The 16,583-nt window shown below is 63.0% G+C and carries 15 protein-coding genes; 6 read left to right on the forward strand and 9 right to left on the reverse strand.

All coding sequences use genetic code 11. From position 1 onward, the window contains the following. Positions 1-168: 168 nt before the first annotated feature. The 3 genes from map to ACO07W_RS03755 all read right to left on the reverse strand — a co-directional run bounded on the left by map (position 169) and on the right by ACO07W_RS03755 (position 3,573). The gene (gene map, locus ACO07W_RS03745; RefSeq protein WP_421840914.1) at positions 169-1,026 is read right to left on the reverse strand and encodes a type I methionyl aminopeptidase; all 858 of its coding nucleotides are present in this window, start codon (positions 1,024-1,026) and stop codon (positions 169-171) included. Positions 1,027-1,044: 18 nt separating this feature from the next. After that, positions 1,045-1,626: a DUF1707 SHOCT-like domain-containing protein gene (locus tag ACO07W_RS03750; protein WP_421840916.1), complete on the reverse strand. Its 582-nt coding sequence runs from the start codon at positions 1,624-1,626 to the stop codon at positions 1,045-1,047. A 132-nt stretch (positions 1,627-1,758) separates the two neighbouring features. Further along, positions 1,759-3,573, reverse strand: coding sequence for a penicillin-binding transpeptidase domain-containing protein (locus ACO07W_RS03755; RefSeq protein WP_421840918.1), 1,815 nt, complete (start codon positions 3,571-3,573; stop codon positions 1,759-1,761). Between ACO07W_RS03755 and ACO07W_RS03760 the strand changes: the two genes are divergently transcribed. Then, positions 3,518-3,718 (forward strand): hypothetical protein, encoded by a 201-nt coding sequence (locus ACO07W_RS03760; protein ID WP_421846175.1) that lies wholly within the window; start codon positions 3,518-3,520, stop codon positions 3,716-3,718. The genes ACO07W_RS03755 and ACO07W_RS03760 overlap by 56 nt on opposite strands. Positions 3,719-3,774: 56 nt before the next feature. On the opposite strand, the gene ACO07W_RS03765 is transcribed toward ACO07W_RS03760, so the two are convergent. Beyond that, positions 3,775-4,539 carry a FadR/GntR family transcriptional regulator gene (locus tag ACO07W_RS03765; RefSeq protein WP_421840920.1) on the reverse strand — a complete coding sequence of 255 codons (765 nt, stop codon included), beginning with the start codon at positions 4,537-4,539 and terminating at the stop codon, positions 3,775-3,777. 157 nt (positions 4,540-4,696) lie between these two features. Further along, the gene (gene ltrA / locus ACO07W_RS03770; protein WP_421840437.1) at positions 4,697-6,199 is read right to left on the reverse strand and encodes a group II intron reverse transcriptase/maturase; all 1,503 of its coding nucleotides are present in this window, start codon (positions 6,197-6,199) and stop codon (positions 4,697-4,699) included. A 415-nt stretch (positions 6,200-6,614) separates the two neighbouring features. On the opposite strand from ltrA, the gene ACO07W_RS03775 reads away from it, so the two are divergent. Further along, a complete protein-coding gene (locus tag ACO07W_RS03775; protein WP_421840922.1) occupies positions 6,615-7,877 on the forward strand; it encodes an MFS transporter in 1,263 nt (420 codons plus the stop codon). A 148-nt stretch (positions 7,878-8,025) separates the two neighbouring features. Here the strand turns inward: ACO07W_RS03775 and ACO07W_RS03780 are convergent, their stop codons facing one another. From ACO07W_RS03780 to dxr, 4 genes are all read right to left on the reverse strand, one after another. Further along, the gene (locus tag ACO07W_RS03780; protein ID WP_421840924.1) at positions 8,026-8,880 is read right to left on the reverse strand and encodes a GNAT family N-acetyltransferase; all 855 of its coding nucleotides are present in this window, start codon (positions 8,878-8,880) and stop codon (positions 8,026-8,028) included. A gap of 64 nt (positions 8,881-8,944) precedes the next feature. Beyond that, positions 8,945-10,141, reverse strand: a complete 1,197-nt coding sequence (gene ispG, locus ACO07W_RS03785; RefSeq protein WP_421845793.1) for a flavodoxin-dependent (E)-4-hydroxy-3-methylbut-2-enyl-diphosphate synthase — start codon at positions 10,139-10,141, stop codon at positions 8,945-8,947. A 25-nt stretch (positions 10,142-10,166) separates the two neighbouring features. After that, positions 10,167-11,381 (reverse strand): M50 family metallopeptidase, encoded by a 1,215-nt coding sequence (locus ACO07W_RS03790; protein ID WP_421845794.1) that lies wholly within the window; start codon positions 11,379-11,381, stop codon positions 10,167-10,169. 8 nt (positions 11,382-11,389) lie between these two features. Then, entirely contained in the window at positions 11,390-12,622 is a 1,233-nt protein-coding gene (dxr, locus tag ACO07W_RS03795; protein WP_421840926.1) for a 1-deoxy-D-xylulose-5-phosphate reductoisomerase, read from the reverse strand. 244 nt (positions 12,623-12,866) lie between these two features. On the opposite strand from dxr, the gene ACO07W_RS03800 reads away from it, so the two are divergent. From ACO07W_RS03800 to ACO07W_RS03815, 4 genes are all read left to right on the forward strand, one after another. Continuing rightward, positions 12,867-13,532, forward strand: a complete 666-nt coding sequence (locus ACO07W_RS03800; protein ID WP_421840928.1) for a fasciclin domain-containing protein — start codon at positions 12,867-12,869, stop codon at positions 13,530-13,532. Between the two features lie 125 nt (positions 13,533-13,657). Next, a complete protein-coding gene (locus ACO07W_RS03805) occupies positions 13,658-15,406 on the forward strand; it encodes a cytochrome c biogenesis protein DipZ (protein WP_421840930.1) in 1,749 nt (582 codons plus the stop codon). 96 nt (positions 15,407-15,502) lie between these two features. Continuing rightward, positions 15,503-16,081, forward strand: coding sequence for a fasciclin domain-containing protein (locus ACO07W_RS03810; RefSeq protein ID WP_421840932.1), 579 nt, complete (start codon positions 15,503-15,505; stop codon positions 16,079-16,081). 134 nt (positions 16,082-16,215) lie between these two features. Beyond that, on the forward strand, positions 16,216-16,470 hold the full coding sequence (locus ACO07W_RS03815) for a DUF2631 domain-containing protein (RefSeq protein WP_421840934.1): 255 nt from the start codon (positions 16,216-16,218) through the stop codon (positions 16,468-16,470). Positions 16,471-16,583: the final 113 nt, after the last annotated feature.

Here is a 16,583-nt window from a genome sequence, read left to right on the forward strand (position 1 = left end):
TTCTCCGCTGGGACTAATCTGCGCCGGAAATCGCCGCCACACCCGCACCGGCCCACCAGTCACCGGCCGACGGCGATCGTTGTCACCGACAACCTACACAATCCGGAAGACATATCCACCTCGCAGCAGACAAGCAGCCGACCTACCCTCGTGCGACCAGCAGGGCACTCACGGCAAGGTAAGGATCTCGACTCCAGTTTCGGTTACCAGCAAAGTGTGTTCGAACTGCGCGGTCCACTTGCGGTCGGCAGTTACTACCGTCCAGCCGTCATCCCAGATCTGGTAGGCCAATGAGCCCAGGTTGATCATCGGCTCGATGGTGAATGTCATGCCCGGCTGAATGACCGTCTCGACCGAAGGTTCATCGTAGTGCAAGACGGCCAGCCCGTTATGAAACGTCGTACCGATACCGTGACCGGTGAAGTCACGAACCACGCTGTACCCAAACCGATTTGCGTACGACTCGATGACACGACCAACGACGGACAACGCGCGCCCGGGTTTGACGGCGTTGATCGCACGCATCGTTGCCTCGCGGGTGCGCTCAACGAGCAGCCGATGTTCTTCGGAAACGTCGCCGGCCAGGTAAGTGGCGTTGGTGTCGCCGTGCACACCATCGATGTAGGCGGTGACATCGATGTTGACAATGTCACCGTCGGCGATCACCGTCGAATCGGGTATTCCGTGGCAAATGACCTCGTTGAGCGACGTGCAACACGACTTCGGAAATCCTCTGTAGCCCAGAGTCGATGGATAGGCTCCGCGCTCCACCATGTAGCCGTGGGCGATCCGGTCTAGTTCGTCGGTCGTCACCCCCGGCTCGACCGCCTGGCCCGCCGCAGCCAACGCGCCTGCCGCAATCCGACCGGCCACACGCATCTTCTCGATCACGTCCGGCGTCTGGACCCATGGCTCGGAGCCTTCCTGAGCGGTGGGCTTGCCAACGTACTCCGGGCGTTGGATCAGATCGGGGACCGGCAGAGTCGGAGACAGCTCACCGGGAGAAAGAGCGGTGCGTGCGGGCATCCTGCTAGCTTAATCAGGTCATCCCCGGCGGTGCAGGAAAGTCCTTCGCGGTCCCCTGATCACAACCGAGCCGCACACCACCTGACCTGTCAGCACAACATGCGGCGTTCCCTCGGCTGGTGCGTCTTTGCGGCGGTCAGTGGCGCTGCCCACATAAACTTCCACGTCATCGATCGAGGCGCTGGCCCCAGCGGGCAACCGAATATGCAGCGAACCAAACCTCATATCGATTTCGACGACGACCATGGGCCCGGCGAAACGGGCCTTGGTGAGATCGAGATCGACTGAACCCAGCCGCCGCACCAGGGCCAGCCGGGAGGGCACGACCCACTCGCCGCGGCGCTTCAGGGAACCGGCCCAGCCACGTAGTTCCACTCTGTCGGCCGTAGACGTCACGATCGCACCCGGCCCCGGCAAGTCGACAACCAGCCCATCGAGCTCATGCCGGGTACGCGCGATGGACACTTGAGACGAGCGTTGCTCGAACTCGTTAATGTCGATAAGTCCAAGCGCTACGGCGTTGTGTAGTCGCCGCATGGTGCCGTTGCGGTCGGCGTCCGAGACCCGCAACGCCACCATGTCCCCATCGGTCTCCGTCATGGCCTTCCCTGATGTTCCGCCGGCGGCGATGTGTTCCTACCTTCGCAACGTACCGCTGCCTGCGGCGAAACGAGGAACTCCAACCCGGCGACCATCAACTAGATTGGCACATCCGCTCGACGGCGGACTGCCTTAGGCCAGGTAGCCGGGCGGCAACGATTCGAGCATCAGCTTGGTCATCCGAAGCGCGTACTCCGAACTACCGCCCCCGACGATCAGCGACGCGAACGCCAGATCCCCCCGGTATCCGGCGAACCAAGAATGAGATCCTCCCGGGAATTCGGCCTCACCGGTTTTGCCGAATACCTCGCCGCAGTCAGCGATCTCCCTGGCGGTGCCATTGGTGACCACCAGCCGCATCATCGACCGCAGCGCGTCGATCATGCGCGGGGTGATCGGTTTGGTGTCACCTTTGACGGTTGTCGGCCGGCCGACGATCAGCTGTGGAAGAGGGGTTTTGCCGGCCGCGATCGTAGCCGCGACCAGGGCCATCCCGAACGGGCTGGCAAGCACCTGACCTTGACCGAAGCCGTCCTCGGTGCGCTCAGCCAGGTTCACCGTCGCCGGGACCGATCCCGTCACGGTGGTGATTCCGTCCACCAGATAGTCGAGCCCCATGCCGTACCGGGCTGCCGCCTGTGTCAGACCGCGTGGCGGCAATTTGCTGCTCAGTTCGGCGAATGTGGTGTTGCACGAACTCGCGAATGCGCGCGAGAGCGGAACCATGCCAAGGTCGAAGCCACCGTAGTTCGGGATGGTTCGGTGCCCGATGTCGATCTCGCCGGGGCAGCCCAGCATGGTGTTGGGGGTTGCCATCTCGCGCTCGATCGCCGCGCCCGCGGTGATCATCTTGAAAGTCGATCCCGGCGGGTACAGACCGGTCGTGGCGATTGGGCCGTCTGCATTGGCGCCTGGGTTCTGCGCGATCGCCAAAATCTCCCCGTTCGATGGTTTGATCACAACAATCATCGCTTTGCCGCCACGGCTGTCTACGGCGTGTTGGGCGGCGTTCTGCACCACCCGGTCCAATGTGATCGAGATTGACGGTGCCGGCGACGGCGCGACTTCGTGCAGCACTGTCACGTCGACACCGTTCTGGTTGACGCTGACCACCCGCCAACCTGCCTCACCGTCGAGTTCGTCGATCACGGCTGCTTTGACTTGGCTCAAGACGACCGGAGCGAAGTGTTCGTCGGTGGGCAAGAGGTCGGCTAGGGGTGTGATCACGACTCCGGGCAGTCTTCCAATCGCTGCGGCGACTCGGTTGCTGTCGTCGGCTTGCAACGTAATGAGATCCAGCGGCCGAGTCGCGGAGCTAGCTTGCTCAGCCAGGATTTGCGGGTTCAGAGTGTCGTCGAAAGGACGTAGCGCATCTACGACCGCGCGCGCAGTCCCCATCAGATCACGGCCCGCTTGGACGGCATCCAGCGAGTAGTGGTATCGATAGCCCGGGATCAACACGTCACTGCCGCCGACTTCATTCACCGAGGCACGTCGCGGCGGGTTGGTTCGCAGCGCGAAAGTCTGATGTTCGCCAAGCTTGGGGTGCAGCCCGGTGGTAGTCCAGCGAACCCGCCATCGCCCCTCATCGCGGGCCATCTTCAAACGACCGTCGTATGTCCACGTCCGGTTCTTGGGCAGATGCCACGTGAAGCGGTATGCCACACTGCCGCTGTCCAGCGCATACTTCGAGCTGAGAATCCGCGCATCCAGGTGAGTGGCCTGCAGCCCAGACCAAGCGGCGTTGAGTGCTTCGCGGGCTTCGTCGGGGGTGTCGCTGAGTTGGGCTGCAGCTGCGGTGTCGCCGATAGCCAACGCCGCGAAGAACTTTGCCGCGGCCGGTCCTGGTCCCTGGACTCGCGGAGTGCAGGCCTGGGTGACAGCGACGGTCATGACTACAGCGAGCAGACCTGCAGCCCGCGATGCTGGTGAGGTAAGAGTTGCCATTGATGCCGATGTTAAGCAATCCGGCGGCGGCTCCGCTGAAGGCGCACCGAGACTCGATCGTTACCCAGATCCTCGGGCCGGGGCCATCACATACGAACGCAATGCCGGCGCGGACGCGCAGCGCTGCCTAGCGCGGCTGCTATGACGGCACCGCTTCCGATGAGATGTTTCGCGGCATCCACCAATGCCTCGCGAAGCGAGTCAGTCGACCCATTCGATAGCGGCGTATTCGTTCATGCCACCACGTCGAGGCCCGGCGTCCACGTCGGCGGCCGGCGGCCGTTGATGGTTTCGGCAACGCAGACGGAGCTCGATGAAAAGCTGCTTGGTAGCTGCCTTAGCGGCATCCACGTCACCGGCGACGACCCCGTCGACGAGCATGGTGTGCTCGCGTTCGAAGGAGCATTCCGCACCGATCGGGTTACCGCGCATGTAGTGGTCAAGCTGACCTAGCAGCGAATCGTAGAGTTCGAGGTAGAGCGCGTTGTGGCTGGCGGCCACTACAGCACGGTGTAGTGCGATGTCGGTGGCGATAGCGTCCTCGACGTCCTGCGACGCGACCTGCGCCGGAGACCACAGATCGTTGCGGTGCCGCAGCAGCTTACGCAACTCTGCGATGTCCTCGTCATCACGTCGCTGCGCCGCCAGCCCTGCTGCTGTGACCTCTAGGGTGTACCGCAGCTCTAGCAGGTCGCGCTCTTTGGCCGCGGCGAAGTAGTCGGATAGCGCCGAGCCACCGCCGAGCGACAGCACATACGTGCCAGAGCCCTGCCGCCGTTCCAGCATCCCCGCATGCACCAGGGCCTGGACAGCTTCCCTAATTGTGTTGCGGGACGCTCCGGTGAGTTCGGACAATTCAGATTCGGTGGGAATGCGCGCGCCGATAGGCCAGTGTCCCGAAAGGATCTCCGCACGGAGCTGGTCGGTGATTTGGCCAATCAGTGTTTGACGGCGTACAGGCTGCACAAAGGCCCATCGTAGCGTGCGGCAAAAATCACGTTGACCAAATTCATTGGTAGTCAGGGGCGCAGTTCCCGCGTTGCGGGCCTGTTTCCCCATTCCCCTTTCAATCCGTGCGTGCGGTTTTCCCGCACACGGCTTACCGATGATCTTCTGGACATGGTTACGCGGCCTTCGGGTATTGGATGGTGCCGCGAAGCCGGTGCAGGCCGTGTTCGTTAAACCACTGTTCGGTCCATTGATCGGCTTGACCAGCACGCAGGTTACGGCCACGCTTTGCCACCATTAGGCGAAACAACCGCCACCACACATACCCGTCGATCTGCCCGAACTTGACCGCGGCGTTGCCAGTACGAAAGTAGTTACCCCAGCCCCGCAGGATCGGATTCAACGACACGATTATCGTCCGAATGTCCAGACCTGCGCGCGAGCGCCCAGTCAGGCCACGAACCTTCTCACGTAGTCGTTTCATCGCTGCGCGGCTCGGCCAACGGTGCAGGTAGTAACGCACGATCCGGCGCTGCTCCCACAACCGCCCCGACATGCGCGCCCGGAAGTGACAGCCCAGGAAATCCAAGCCCTCACGGCCGTCCCGCAGATCGATTACCTTCGTTTTATTCGGATGTAGCCGCAATCCCAGCCCAGCCAGGATTTCTCCAACCAAGACCAAGGCGTGCTCGGCTTGTGCCGCACTGCGGCACAACACCACACCATCATCGGCGTAGCGCACCAACTCACCCACCGCGCGGCGGGTCAGTTCGGTATCGAGCACATGCAAGAAGATGTTGGCCAAAAGCGGGGAAATAACCCCGCCCTGCGGGGTGCCAGCGACCGTCCGCTGGGCCACCCCATCAACCAACACTCCTGCCTGCAGCCACAGACGCAGCAGTTTGAGCACCCGACGATCCGACACCCGCCTGGCCACCTGTTCCAGCAGGCGGTCATGGTCGATCTCGCCGAAGAAATCAGCGATATCAAACTCGACCACAAACACCTGACCCGCGATGAAGCCGGTACGCAACCGCTCCATCGCCTGAGTAGCCGAACGCCTCGGACGAAACCCATACGAGCACGACAAGAAGTCCGCCTCGAAAACAGGCTCCAACACGATCTTGGCAGCCGCCTGGGCCACCCGGTCTCGAACCGTGGGAATCCCCAACGGCCGCTTACCGCCACGGGGTTTAGCGATCTCCACCCGGCGTGTCAACGCCGGACGGTACACACCCCGGCGCAGGTCCTGACGTAACTCACGCAACATGCGGTCCACGCCATAGTCCTGCACCGCAGCCACGGTGACACGATCCACCCCAGCCGCACCCTTGTTCCTCAACACCCGCTCCCACGCCTCCCACAAGACGTCACCCCTGTAGATACGGTCATACAGGGCGTGGAAACGCCGACCCTCAGACTGCTTGGCCGCAGTCCATAGCGCGCGTTGCAGTTGTCGCACTTTCACCGGCGACGCCTGCAACGGCTCGTCGTCGGCTACGACAGGCCATAGCCTGCCGGGGTGGTTGGACCGAGACACCTCGGTCATGCCCTCACGCTTACCTCCGTCACGCGCGTGATCAAAGTTGGGGTCCTTTCCTCCCGGCGCGTTATGTTGCACGCCGATCAGCGGTACTACGACCCCATCGGACTCCCGCTGCCCTCCACGAGATTTCACCATCGGCTTATACCCGCGGTCTTTGCCCGACGCAGGCTGAGCAGACGGGTCTCTCCTGTTCCGAACCAGACTATGTGCACGTGCCGCCTCCCATACCCCGGAAAGACCCGGTGAGCTAACCCCGGACCAGGGCTCACCAGACATGGCCTTCGCCGTGATATGAGCGGCTCGGCTCTCCCGTTGTGAATCTGACGAGGCTGCAGAGTTCGCTTGACGCTACGGCCCGCGCACTTGCTCCCTCCGAAGAGGCTTTCGACACCCCGCTCAGCCCGCCGTGTCTCCACAACGAACCGGGGCCTGCTACCCGGCGCTCCGGTACCTACCGAGACGGGACTCCCACCCGCTAGCCCAATCCAACTTTCAGGACGCACCATCCATTCATCCTACGATTTTGCCGCCGTAGAGAGGATGGACGTTGACCACGACCACGAACGACACTCAGCCTGGCGCGCAGGACACAGCGCCGACCATATCGGCGGCCGCGCTGCGGGGCGGTCGTCTGATCGTCCTGGCCGCGATCTTGCTGTTCGCCATGTGCCTTCGGTCGGCGGTCACTTCCCTGACGCCGCTGCTCGCCGCCATCTCCCGGGATATCGGCTTCGGCGCAACGGTCATCGGCGTGTTAGGGATGCTGCCCACGGCCATGTTCGCCATCGCCGGATTGGTCACTCCTCCCCTCACCGAGCGTTTGGGCCTGGAGCGCACGACGCTAGCCGCCGTGATCGCGACGGTCATCGGCATGGCAACGCGCCCAATGATGTCCACGACCGGTGGACTGCTGCTCCTGTCCTGCCTGGCACTGCTGGGCATGGGCATCGGCAATGTGGTGCTCCCGCCGTTGGTCAAGCGGTACTTCACGCATCGCGTCGCGCTGATGAGCGCGGCGTATCTAGCCGTCCTACAAATCGGCACCACCGTTCCAGCGCTCACCGCTGTTCCGTTGGCTAACGCCTACGGCTGGCGCGTCTCATTGGCGGCGTGGGTGATCGTTCCTGTCGCGGCCCTGCTGCCGTGGATCGGTGTCGTGATCGCCCGGCGTGGTCATGACGTAGACGACCATTCAGCGAGAACAACTGTGGGTTCAGCTGCCCCGGGCAAGGTTTGGCGATCACCACTGGCTTGGGGCATGGCCGGCATGTTCGGAATGACATCCCTCACCACGTATTCGATGTTCACGTGGATCCCCGAGATCCTGGCCTCCGCGGGCGGAAGCGCCGCCCTCGGCGGAGGGATGGTGGCGTTGTTCTCTGCAGTGGGATTCTTTGCCACATTGGCAGTTCCCCCTCTCGCCGGCCGGATACTTAATCCCTTCCCACTCGTCGTCGTCTGCTTGACCTGTTTTCTGATCGGATTCGGCGGGCTGCTGTGGTTGCCGATGACTTCCACCGCGGTATGGATGATCGCATTGGGGATCGGGCAATCCACCTTCCCGCTCGGGATCACCCTGGTGAACCTGCGGACGCGCACCGCCGCGGGCTCCGCGGCTCTGTCCGGATTCATCCAGGGGGTCGGATACGCCGTTGCATGCCTGGGACCCGTGTTGTTCGGTGTGCTGCACACGATCACCGGCGGCTGGTATGCGCCGTTCGGGCTCCTGCTGGTCGCACTTGCCGTGCTGGGCATCGGAGCAATTCAGGCGTGCCGCCCGCAGATGCTAGAGGACAGCTGGAGCCGCTGACTCCCCGAGGCGGAATGCGGCCCCGCACCACTGCCTGGCGCGTCCTGATCGCGGACCGTATTCGCCTCGGCCCCATCGCAACGCAGCGTGCAAAGCGAGACGAAACCGGTACCGCCGCGGCAGGGAGCCCGAAGCCGAGTCAGCCCGATTAGTCCATCAGCACCGTCGCGAAGGTACCGACTTCGGCAAAGCCAACCCGGGCGTACGCCACACGGGCAGCGTCGTTGAAATTGTTCACGTACAGGCTGGCGACACGCCCACTACCGACGATTACGGCAGCCAGCATTGCGGTCCCGGCTGTGCCCAGGCCAAGGCCCCGCCAGTCAGGATGAACCCAGACCCCCTGAATCTGGCCAACGGCTGGAGACTGCGATCCGACTTCGGCCTTGAAAACGACCTGCCCTTGCTCGAACCTGGCCCAAGCCCGTCCCGCCGCAATCAGCGCAGCTACCCGACGGCGGTAGCCGCGCCCCCCGTCTCCAGTGCGCGGGTCGACGCCAACTTCGCCGATGAACATGTCGACAGCGGCTACCAGATAGGCGTCCAGTTCTTCCGGCCGCACCTGCCGCACGCCAGGGTCGACCCGGCACTTCGGATGGCCGCGCAGCGCCATCAGCGGCTGGTTGTCGCGCACGTCGCGCGCGGGCCCCCATGCGGATTCCAGCCGCCGCCACATCGGCAGCACCAAGTCTGCCCTGCCCACCAGCGACGAGCATCGCCGCGCTGCGCTCATCGCCTCGTCGGCGAATGCATTGAGATCGTTTGGTCCGCCGCGCAGCGGAATGAGGTTGGCACCGGCAAAGCACAGCGACTCTTCGGCGCCTCGTCGGGTCCAGAGTTCTCCGCCAATCGACTTGGGGTTGATGCCGTGATCAGCCACCCGCGCGGCCACCATGCACGATTCGACGGGATCGTTGTCGAGGACCCGCCACAAGGCAGCCGGGTCACGCACCATGGACACACGCCGCTCACCGACAAGGCGCAGAACGGGCGGAGCCGACATCTGGCGAACTCTCTGTGGTGCGAACTGGGGCAACTAATACAGAACCGACAAGCAACCGGCCCTATCAGCTTACGGTCACAATCGGCGAACCGCTCGATGTCGCGCCGGGATCGCGCCCAGTTTCGCCGCCAGCCCCCTCCGCTACCGCACTATCCGCTTCAGCAGCGAGGCGCATCGCCTCCTCAATCAGTGTCTCGACGATCTGCGCCTCTGGCACGGTCTTGATCACTTCACCTCGCACAAAGATCTGGCCCTTGCCGTTGCCCGAGGCAACACCCAGGTCAGCCTCGCGCGCCTCACCCGGGCCGTTGACGACGCACCCCATCACAGCTACCCGCAGAGGCACGTCGAGACCGTCCAGGCCCGCACTCACCTCGTTGGCAAGGGTGTAGACGTCGACTTGGGCCCGCCCGCACGACGGACAGGAAACAATCTCAAGCGAACGTGGTCGTAGGTTCAGCGACTCAAGAATCTGATTGCCGACCTTGACCTCCTCGACCGGTGGCGCCGACAGCGATACCCGGATGGTGTCGCCAATACCCTTCGACAACAGCGCACCAAAGGCCACCGCTGACTTGATGGTGCCCTGGAAAGCCGGTCCGGCCTCGGTGACACCCAGATGCAGGGGGTAATCACACTGTGCGGCCAGCAACTCGTAGGCGGAGACCATCACCACCGGATCGCTGTGCTTGACACTGATCTTGATATCGCCGAAGCCGTGTTCTTCGAACAGCGATGCCTCCCACAACGCCGACTCCACCAGCGCTTCGGGTGTGGCTTTGCCGTATTTGGCCATGATCCGTTTGTCCAGCGAGCCGGCATTCACGCCGATCCGGATGGGGGTCCTGGCCGCGTCGGCCGCTTTGGCGACCTCTCCGACTCTGCCGTCGAATTCCTTGATATTGCCCGGATTTACCCGCACTGCCGCGCAACCGGCGTCAATAGCGGCGAAGATGTACTTCGGCTGGAAGTGAATGTCAGCGATCACCGGAAGCTGACTGTGTTTAACGATCTCGGCCAGGGCGTTGGCGTCCTCCTGCCGCGGGCACGCCACCCGCACAATGTCGCATCCCGCCGCGGTCAACTCGGCGATCTGCTGCAATGTCGCGTTGACCTCGTGAGTCTTTGTGGTGCACATCGACTGGACCGAGATCGGATAGTCGCTGCCAACCCCGACGTCGGCAACCATCAATTGGCGCGTGCTGCGCCGGGGAGAAAGCGAGGGCGCCGGTGGTTCCGGCATACCCAGACCAACGGCCACTGGTGCCCCTTCCATCCAGTTCGTATTACTGGAACAACCTGATCGGATTGACCACGTCGGCAGTGACGGTCAACAGCATGTATCCGACCACGAGAACCAAAACCACATACGTCGCGGGCATGAGCTTGAGGTAGTTCACCGGCGCGGCCGCGACCATTCCACGAGCCGACCGGACCATGTTGCGTATTTTCTCGAACACCGCGACTGCAATGTGACCACCGTCGAACGGCAGCAACGGCACGAGGTTGATCGCACCCAAAATCAGATTCAATTGGGCCAGGAAGAACCAGAATGCCACCCAAAGCCCATGGTCAACGGTGTCGCCGCCGATGATGCTGGCGCCGACCACGCTGATTGGCGTCTCTGGATCGCGCTGTTCGCCCCCGATAGCGCGCACCAAGGCACCAACTTTGCCGGGAATGGCGACCAGCGCTTTGCCCACTTCGGCTGTCAGGTCAGCGGTGAAGGCGACGGTGCCCGGCACGGCAGAGAACACCCCGTATTGCGTAGGTCCTACTTGGGCGGCACCGACCCCGATGGCCCCCACGTTGACAGGCTTGAGTCGCCCCCCCTGCCCATCGGGAATCCACCGTTGAGTGGAGGCGATGTCCACATTGACCGTCACCGGTGTGCCGTCACGCTCGACGACGATGGGAACGATGCCGTGCGACTTCCGCACCGCTTTGGCCATCTCGTCAAAGGTGGAGACCGCAGTGTCGCCGACCTTGACGACAACGTCGCCGGCCCGAATTCCCGCCTCGGCGGCCGGTCCGGGCCCGGTGCAGCTGCCAAGCTCACCCTGAGTCACTTCCGGTGCGATGCAGCCAGTTTCACCGACCAGAGCTGTTGTGGGCGGATGCAGGTTAGGCAACCCCCAGACCAACGCGATCCCGTAGATGAGCGCGAGGCAAATCACGAAGTTCATTCCCGGCCCGGCGAACAACACCGCGGCACGCTTCCAGGTCGCTTGCTTGTACATCGCGCGGTCGTGTTCGTCGGGATCGAGGTCCTCAACCGGAGTCATGCCGGCGATATCGCAGAAGCCGCCCAGCGGAACAGCCTTGAGCCCGTACTCGGTTTCACCCCGCCGCGTTGACCACAATGTGGGGCCAAAGCCCACAAAATAGCGACGCACCTTCATGCCGGTAGCGCGCGCCACCCACATGTGGCCGCACTCGTGCAAGGCCACCGAGATCAGGATGGCCAGTGCGAACAACACAATTCCGACAACGAACATCATCAGATGAGTCAAGACCTTTCTAAAGCCATTCCGGAGACCTTTCCGGAAACCACTGCCGGGCTCGCACTGGCCACCGCGCGCTGAGCCCGTCCGCGCGCCCAGCGCTGCGCGTCAAGTACGTCATCCACGGTAGCGGGTGCGACGGCCCATTTGTTGGCGTCATGCAACACGTCGGCGATGGTGCCGACGATGGCCGGGAAACCAATCCGGCCCGCAAGAAACGCTGCCGCTGCTTCTTCGTTGGCAGCGTTGTAGACGGCGGTCATGCACCCACCCAGCTCACCAGCCTGCCTGGCCAGCTCGACCGCGGGAAAAACGTCGACGTCCAGGGGCTCGAACTCCCAACGTGCCGCGGTGGTGAAATCGCAGGCAGCAGCGGCGCCCCTGACCCGGTCCGGCCAGCCTAAGGCTAAGGATATTGGCAGCTTCATGTCCGGCGGACTGGCCTGGGCGATGGTCGAGCCATCGACGAAGGTGACCATCGAGTGCACGATCGACTGGGGATGTACCACCACCTCGATGCGGTCATAGGGAATGCTGAAAAGCAGATGCGTTTCGATAACCTCAAGGCCTTTGTTGACTAGCGACGCCGAGTTCAGCGTGTTCATCACGCCCATGGACCAGGTCGGGTGCGCGCCTGCCTGATCCGGGGTGACATGCTCGAGATCAGCCGCTGACCAGCCGCGGAACGGCCCTCCAGAAGCCGTCAGGACCAACTTGGCGACTTCATCAGGGGTCCCGCCACGCAGGCATTGGGCTAGCGCGGAGTGCTCAGAGTCAACGGGCACGATCTGACCGGGGCGAGCTGCGGCCAGCACCAGCTCCCCCCCAGCGACCAGCGATTCCTTGTTGGCCAGGGCAAGGCGCGCGCCTGACTCCAGCGCGGCCAGCGTCGGCCGCAGGCCCAACGCTCCGACCAGCGCATTGAGGACAACATCGGCCTCTGTTGACTCGACGAGCCGGGTGACCGCTTCAGGACCTTGGTACGGAATGTCACCGACCCGCTGCGCCGCATGGGCGTCAGCAACAGCGATGTTGGTCACCCCGGTTTCGGCACGCTGCCGCAGCAGCTTCGCCGGATCACTCCCCCCGGCGGCGAGCCCGACCAGTTCGAATCGCTCCGGATTGGCCGCGATGACTTCCAGCGCCTGAGTGCCGATCGAACCGGTACTGCCCAGCACCAACACCCGCAAGCGACCCCCCGCATAGTCGTCGCCGCAGCCGCCCGCATCGTTGGTCACCCACCCATTGTGCCGTCTACCAGCGGTCCAGCGCTGCCCCCGTCCCGGCGAGCTCACGTCGGCATTTTTAGCCTGGAAAACCCCTGCGCCCGCACGGCAATAGCGCACCTGACGCAAATCAAAGGTTTTCGGAGGTTTCTAGACCCGTCCATGCCGGCTGTCACTCCGAATCTGTTATGTGCGGCCGGAGGAACGGCGGCGATTGCCGTTCAAAAGCCGTCATTAGCAAAGGAATCGAAACGCGATGATGAACGTTCGAGCCACGACATTGGCAACAGCGGGCCTTGCGACGATGGCGATTGTCGGTTTAGCGGGATGCTCCAGCACCGAGACCGCGCCGCAAAGCACCCAGGACGCCCAATCGGCGAGCAGCACCGCGGCGCCGGCCACCACGTCCGCGACGGCAGACCCCGCCGCAGACCTGATCGGTCCTGGGTGCGCGGATTACGCAGCGCAGAATCCCAGTGGTCCCGGTTCAGTAGTCGGAATGGCACAGGACCCGGTAGCCACCGCGGCAGCGAACAACCCGATGCTAGCTACCCTCACCGCGGCATTGTCGGGCAAGCTGAACCCGGAGGTAAACCTCGTCGACACCCTCAACAGCGGCGAATATACGGTTTTCGCACCGACGAACGCCGCGTTCAACAAGCTTCCCGCAGCCACTCTCGATCAACTCAAGACCGATGCCGACCTCCTCACCAGCATCTTGACCTACCATGTGGTGGCCGGACAGGCGAGCCCGAGCAAGGTCGAGGGCACGCACGTAACCCTGCAGGGCGCCGAAGTAACGGTGGCGGGCGCCGGCAACGATCTGAAGGTCAACGACGCCGGTCTAGTCTGCGGCGGAGTGCACACTTCCAACGCGACGGTGTACATGATCGACACTGTGCTGATGCCTCCAAGCCAATAGCCGACAACGACCATGGCAAGGCAGCCGAGTACGTGGGCTGCCTTGCCATGGAGGCCGGCGGCGATCAGCGCGCCGCGATTGACCGTCTAGCTAAGCCGCGACCCACACCGCAATGAATCGAGAATGTGTTGACCCTTGCACTCGTTGGCCTCCTCGGAGGCATCATCACCGGAATATCACCCTGCATACTGCCGGTCTTGCCCGTGATCTTTTTCTCCGGAGCGCAGGGCGCAGCCACCCAACCGACACCGAAGTCGCAAGACGAAGGATCGGTGGCAGTCCAGCCCAAGCGCGCGACGTCAGCTACCTGGCGCCCCTACCGAGTGATCGGCGGCCTGGTGCTCAGCTTCAGCGCTGTGACCCTGCTCGGCTCGGCGCTGCTGTCCCTACTGCACCTTCCGCAGGACGCCATCCGTTGGGTAGCGCTGGTCGCACTGGTCGCGATAGGCATCGGCCTCATCTTTCCGAAATTCAACGAACTGCTGGAGCGGCCGTTCTCCCGTATTCCGCAAAAGCGATTCACCGCTGCCGGCGACGGTTTCGGGCTGGGCCTAGCGCTGGGCGTGCTGTACGTGCCATGCGCAGGTCCAGTTCTGGCCGCGATCATCGTGGCCGGCGCTACTTCCAGCATCGGCGTGGACACGGTAGTGCTGACCTCGGCATTCGCTGTCGGGGCGGCATTACCACTGTTGTTCTTCGCGCTGGCCGGACAACGGATCGCCGATCGGGTGACCGCTTTCCGACGCCGTCAACGCGGGATCCGCATCGCCGCAGGAATCGCGACAATCGTGCTCGCGGTGGGGTTGGTGTTCGATCTACCAGCCGTGCTGCAACGGGCCATTCCTGACTACACAGCTTCGTTGCAGGACAAGGTCGGCAGCTCTGAGCAAATCCGCGAGCAACTGAACCTCGGCGGAATCGTCAACGAGCAGAACGCTGAGCTGTCCAAGTGCAGCGATGGGGGTGTGCAGCTCGAAAACTGCGGCACCGCACCCGATCTCGCGGGTATCACAGGTTGGCTCAACACACCCGGCGAACAACCCATCACGTTGGGCTCGCTGCGCGGCAAGGTCGTGCTGGTCGACTTCTGGGCTTACTCGTGCATCAACTGTCAAAGAGCCATCCCACACGTCGTCGGCTGGTACCAGGCTTATCGAGACCTTGGTTTCGAAGTCGTTGGCGTGCACACTCCGGAGTACGCGTTCGAAAAAGTTGCCGACAACGTGGCCAAAGGAGCCGCGGATCTGAACATCACATATCCGATAGCGCTGGACAACAACTATTCAACGTGGACCAATTACCGAAACCGCTACTGGCCGGCCGAGTATCTGATCGACGCCAACGGCACCGTCCGGCATATCAAATTCGGAGAAGGTGACTACAACGTCACCGAACAGTTGATCAGACAGCTGCTCACTGCCGCCAAACCAAACATCGCGCTGCCGCAGCCGGTAGACGCGCCCGACCTTACACCGCAAACCAGACTCACCGTCGAGACCTATTTGGGGGTCGGCAAAGTGGTCAACTACGGCGGCAGCAGCAGCTACGACCAAGGGTCGGCGACGTTCAGCTATCCGCCGACACTCGCCGCCAACAGCTTCGCTTTGACCGGCCCCTGGTCGTTGGATTACCAAGGCGCGACCGCCAACGGCGACAATTCAGCCATCAAACTCAACTACCACGCAAAAAACGTCTATATCGTGGCGGGCGGCACAGGCACCCTCACGACCGTTGAGAACGGAGAGCCGACCACGCTGCCGATCACCGGGCCGCCGACCTCGCACCGCATCGTCGCTGGTGACCAACTGACCAACGGAACGCTCGAGGTGCGACCCAGCAAAGGCGTTCAGGTCTTTTCCTTCACCTACGGCTAATACCCATCCAGATCGCGATCGGCTCCGAAGAAAACATGTCGGGTTTCGGCAAGAAACTACCGACCAACCCAACACTCAGCAAAGGAGCGAACCCACATGAAAACGAAGAAAGCAACCGTATCCACCGGTTTGGCTGCGGCCGCCATGACGGCGTTGGCGTTGGCAGCATCTCCCATCGCGACGGCTGAGCTGGTCGGGCCGGGTTGCACCGACTACGCAACAGCGAATCCAACAGGTCCAGCTTCGGTGCAGGGGATGTCGCAGGTTCCGGTTGCGGTGGCGGCCTCGAACAATCCGCAGCTGACAACGTTGACCGCGGCATTGTCCGGCAAGCTCAATCCCCAGGTGAATTTGGTGGACACCCTCAACAGCGGTCAGTACACGGTGTTCGCGCCGACTGACGCCGCATTCAACAAGCTGCCGGCGTCCACCATCGACCAGCTTAAGACCGACTCGGCGATGCTGAAGAACATCCTCACCTACCACGTGGTGCAAGGGCAGGCAAGCCCGGCCAAAGTTGTGGGCACACATCAAACCCTGCAGGGCGCCAACCTCACGGTGGCCGGCCAAGGCAATGACCTCAAGGTCAACGACGCCAATGTCGTCTGTGGCGGAGTAGCCACTTCCAACGCGACGGTGTATTTGATCGACTCGGTGCTGCTGCCGCCCGCCTAGCAGACCCGGAGCTGAATCCTCGCTGTTGTGCTGGGCTCCGCGGCAACGCACAGGCCCGGACGCGGTTGGAGCCACATGTGCCAGAATGTTGAGGCACAGTCCGAGTCTGACGCCCAGCTCAACGGAGGATCAGCGTGGCCAGTACCGAGGTGGAACACCTCACCACCGTCGACACCGCCGAGGTGCCTTCGGCGGCGTGGGGGTGGAGCAAGATCAACCATCGGACCTGGCACATCGCCGGCTTCTGCGGATTCGTGCTCCTGCTGGCGATGCTCCGGGGCAATCACGTCGGCCACGTAGAAGACGTGTTCCTGGTGCTGTTTGCCGCGCTCGTATTGTTTGTCCTGGTACGCGACCTGTGGGGTCGACGGCGCGGCTGGATCAGATAGCCTTCGCAGACCTGCCGAGCCACACGTCGCGGCATAGCGGCAGCTCGCCGTAGACCGCAGTCACACCATCGCGGCCGACAAGTCGTGACTTGCTCTAGGACGGTCGTCCTAGT

The organism is Mycobacterium sp. (genome assembly GCF_965230835.1).
In the GTDB taxonomy this organism is placed as follows: Bacteria; Actinomycetota; Actinomycetes; order Mycobacteriales; family Mycobacteriaceae; genus Mycobacterium.

Coding starts and splice junctions, on each gene's coding strand:
- ACO07W_RS03810 (WP_421840932.1), top strand. CDS start 15,503: ATGAAAACGAAGAAAGCAACCGTATCCACCGGTTTGGCTGCGGCCGCC.
- ACO07W_RS03790 (WP_421845794.1), bottom strand. CDS start 11,381: ATGATGTTCGTTGTCGGAATTGTGTTGTTCGCACTGGCCATCCTGATC.
- ACO07W_RS03755 (WP_421840918.1), bottom strand. CDS start 3,573: ATGGCAACTCTTACCTCACCAGCATCGCGGGCTGCAGGTCTGCTCGCT.
- ACO07W_RS03780 (WP_421840924.1), bottom strand. CDS start 8,880: ATGTCGGCTCCGCCCGTTCTGCGCCTTGTCGGTGAGCGGCGTGTGTCC.
- ACO07W_RS03750 (WP_421840916.1), bottom strand. CDS start 1,626: ATGACGGAGACCGATGGGGACATGGTGGCGTTGCGGGTCTCGGACGCC.
- ACO07W_RS03760 (WP_421846175.1), top strand. CDS start 3,518: ATGACTACAGCGAGCAGACCTGCAGCCCGCGATGCTGGTGAGGTAAGA.
- ACO07W_RS03800 (WP_421840928.1), top strand. CDS start 12,867: ATGATGAACGTTCGAGCCACGACATTGGCAACAGCGGGCCTTGCGACG.
- map (WP_421840914.1), bottom strand. CDS start 1,026: ATGCCCGCACGCACCGCTCTTTCTCCCGGTGAGCTGTCTCCGACTCTG.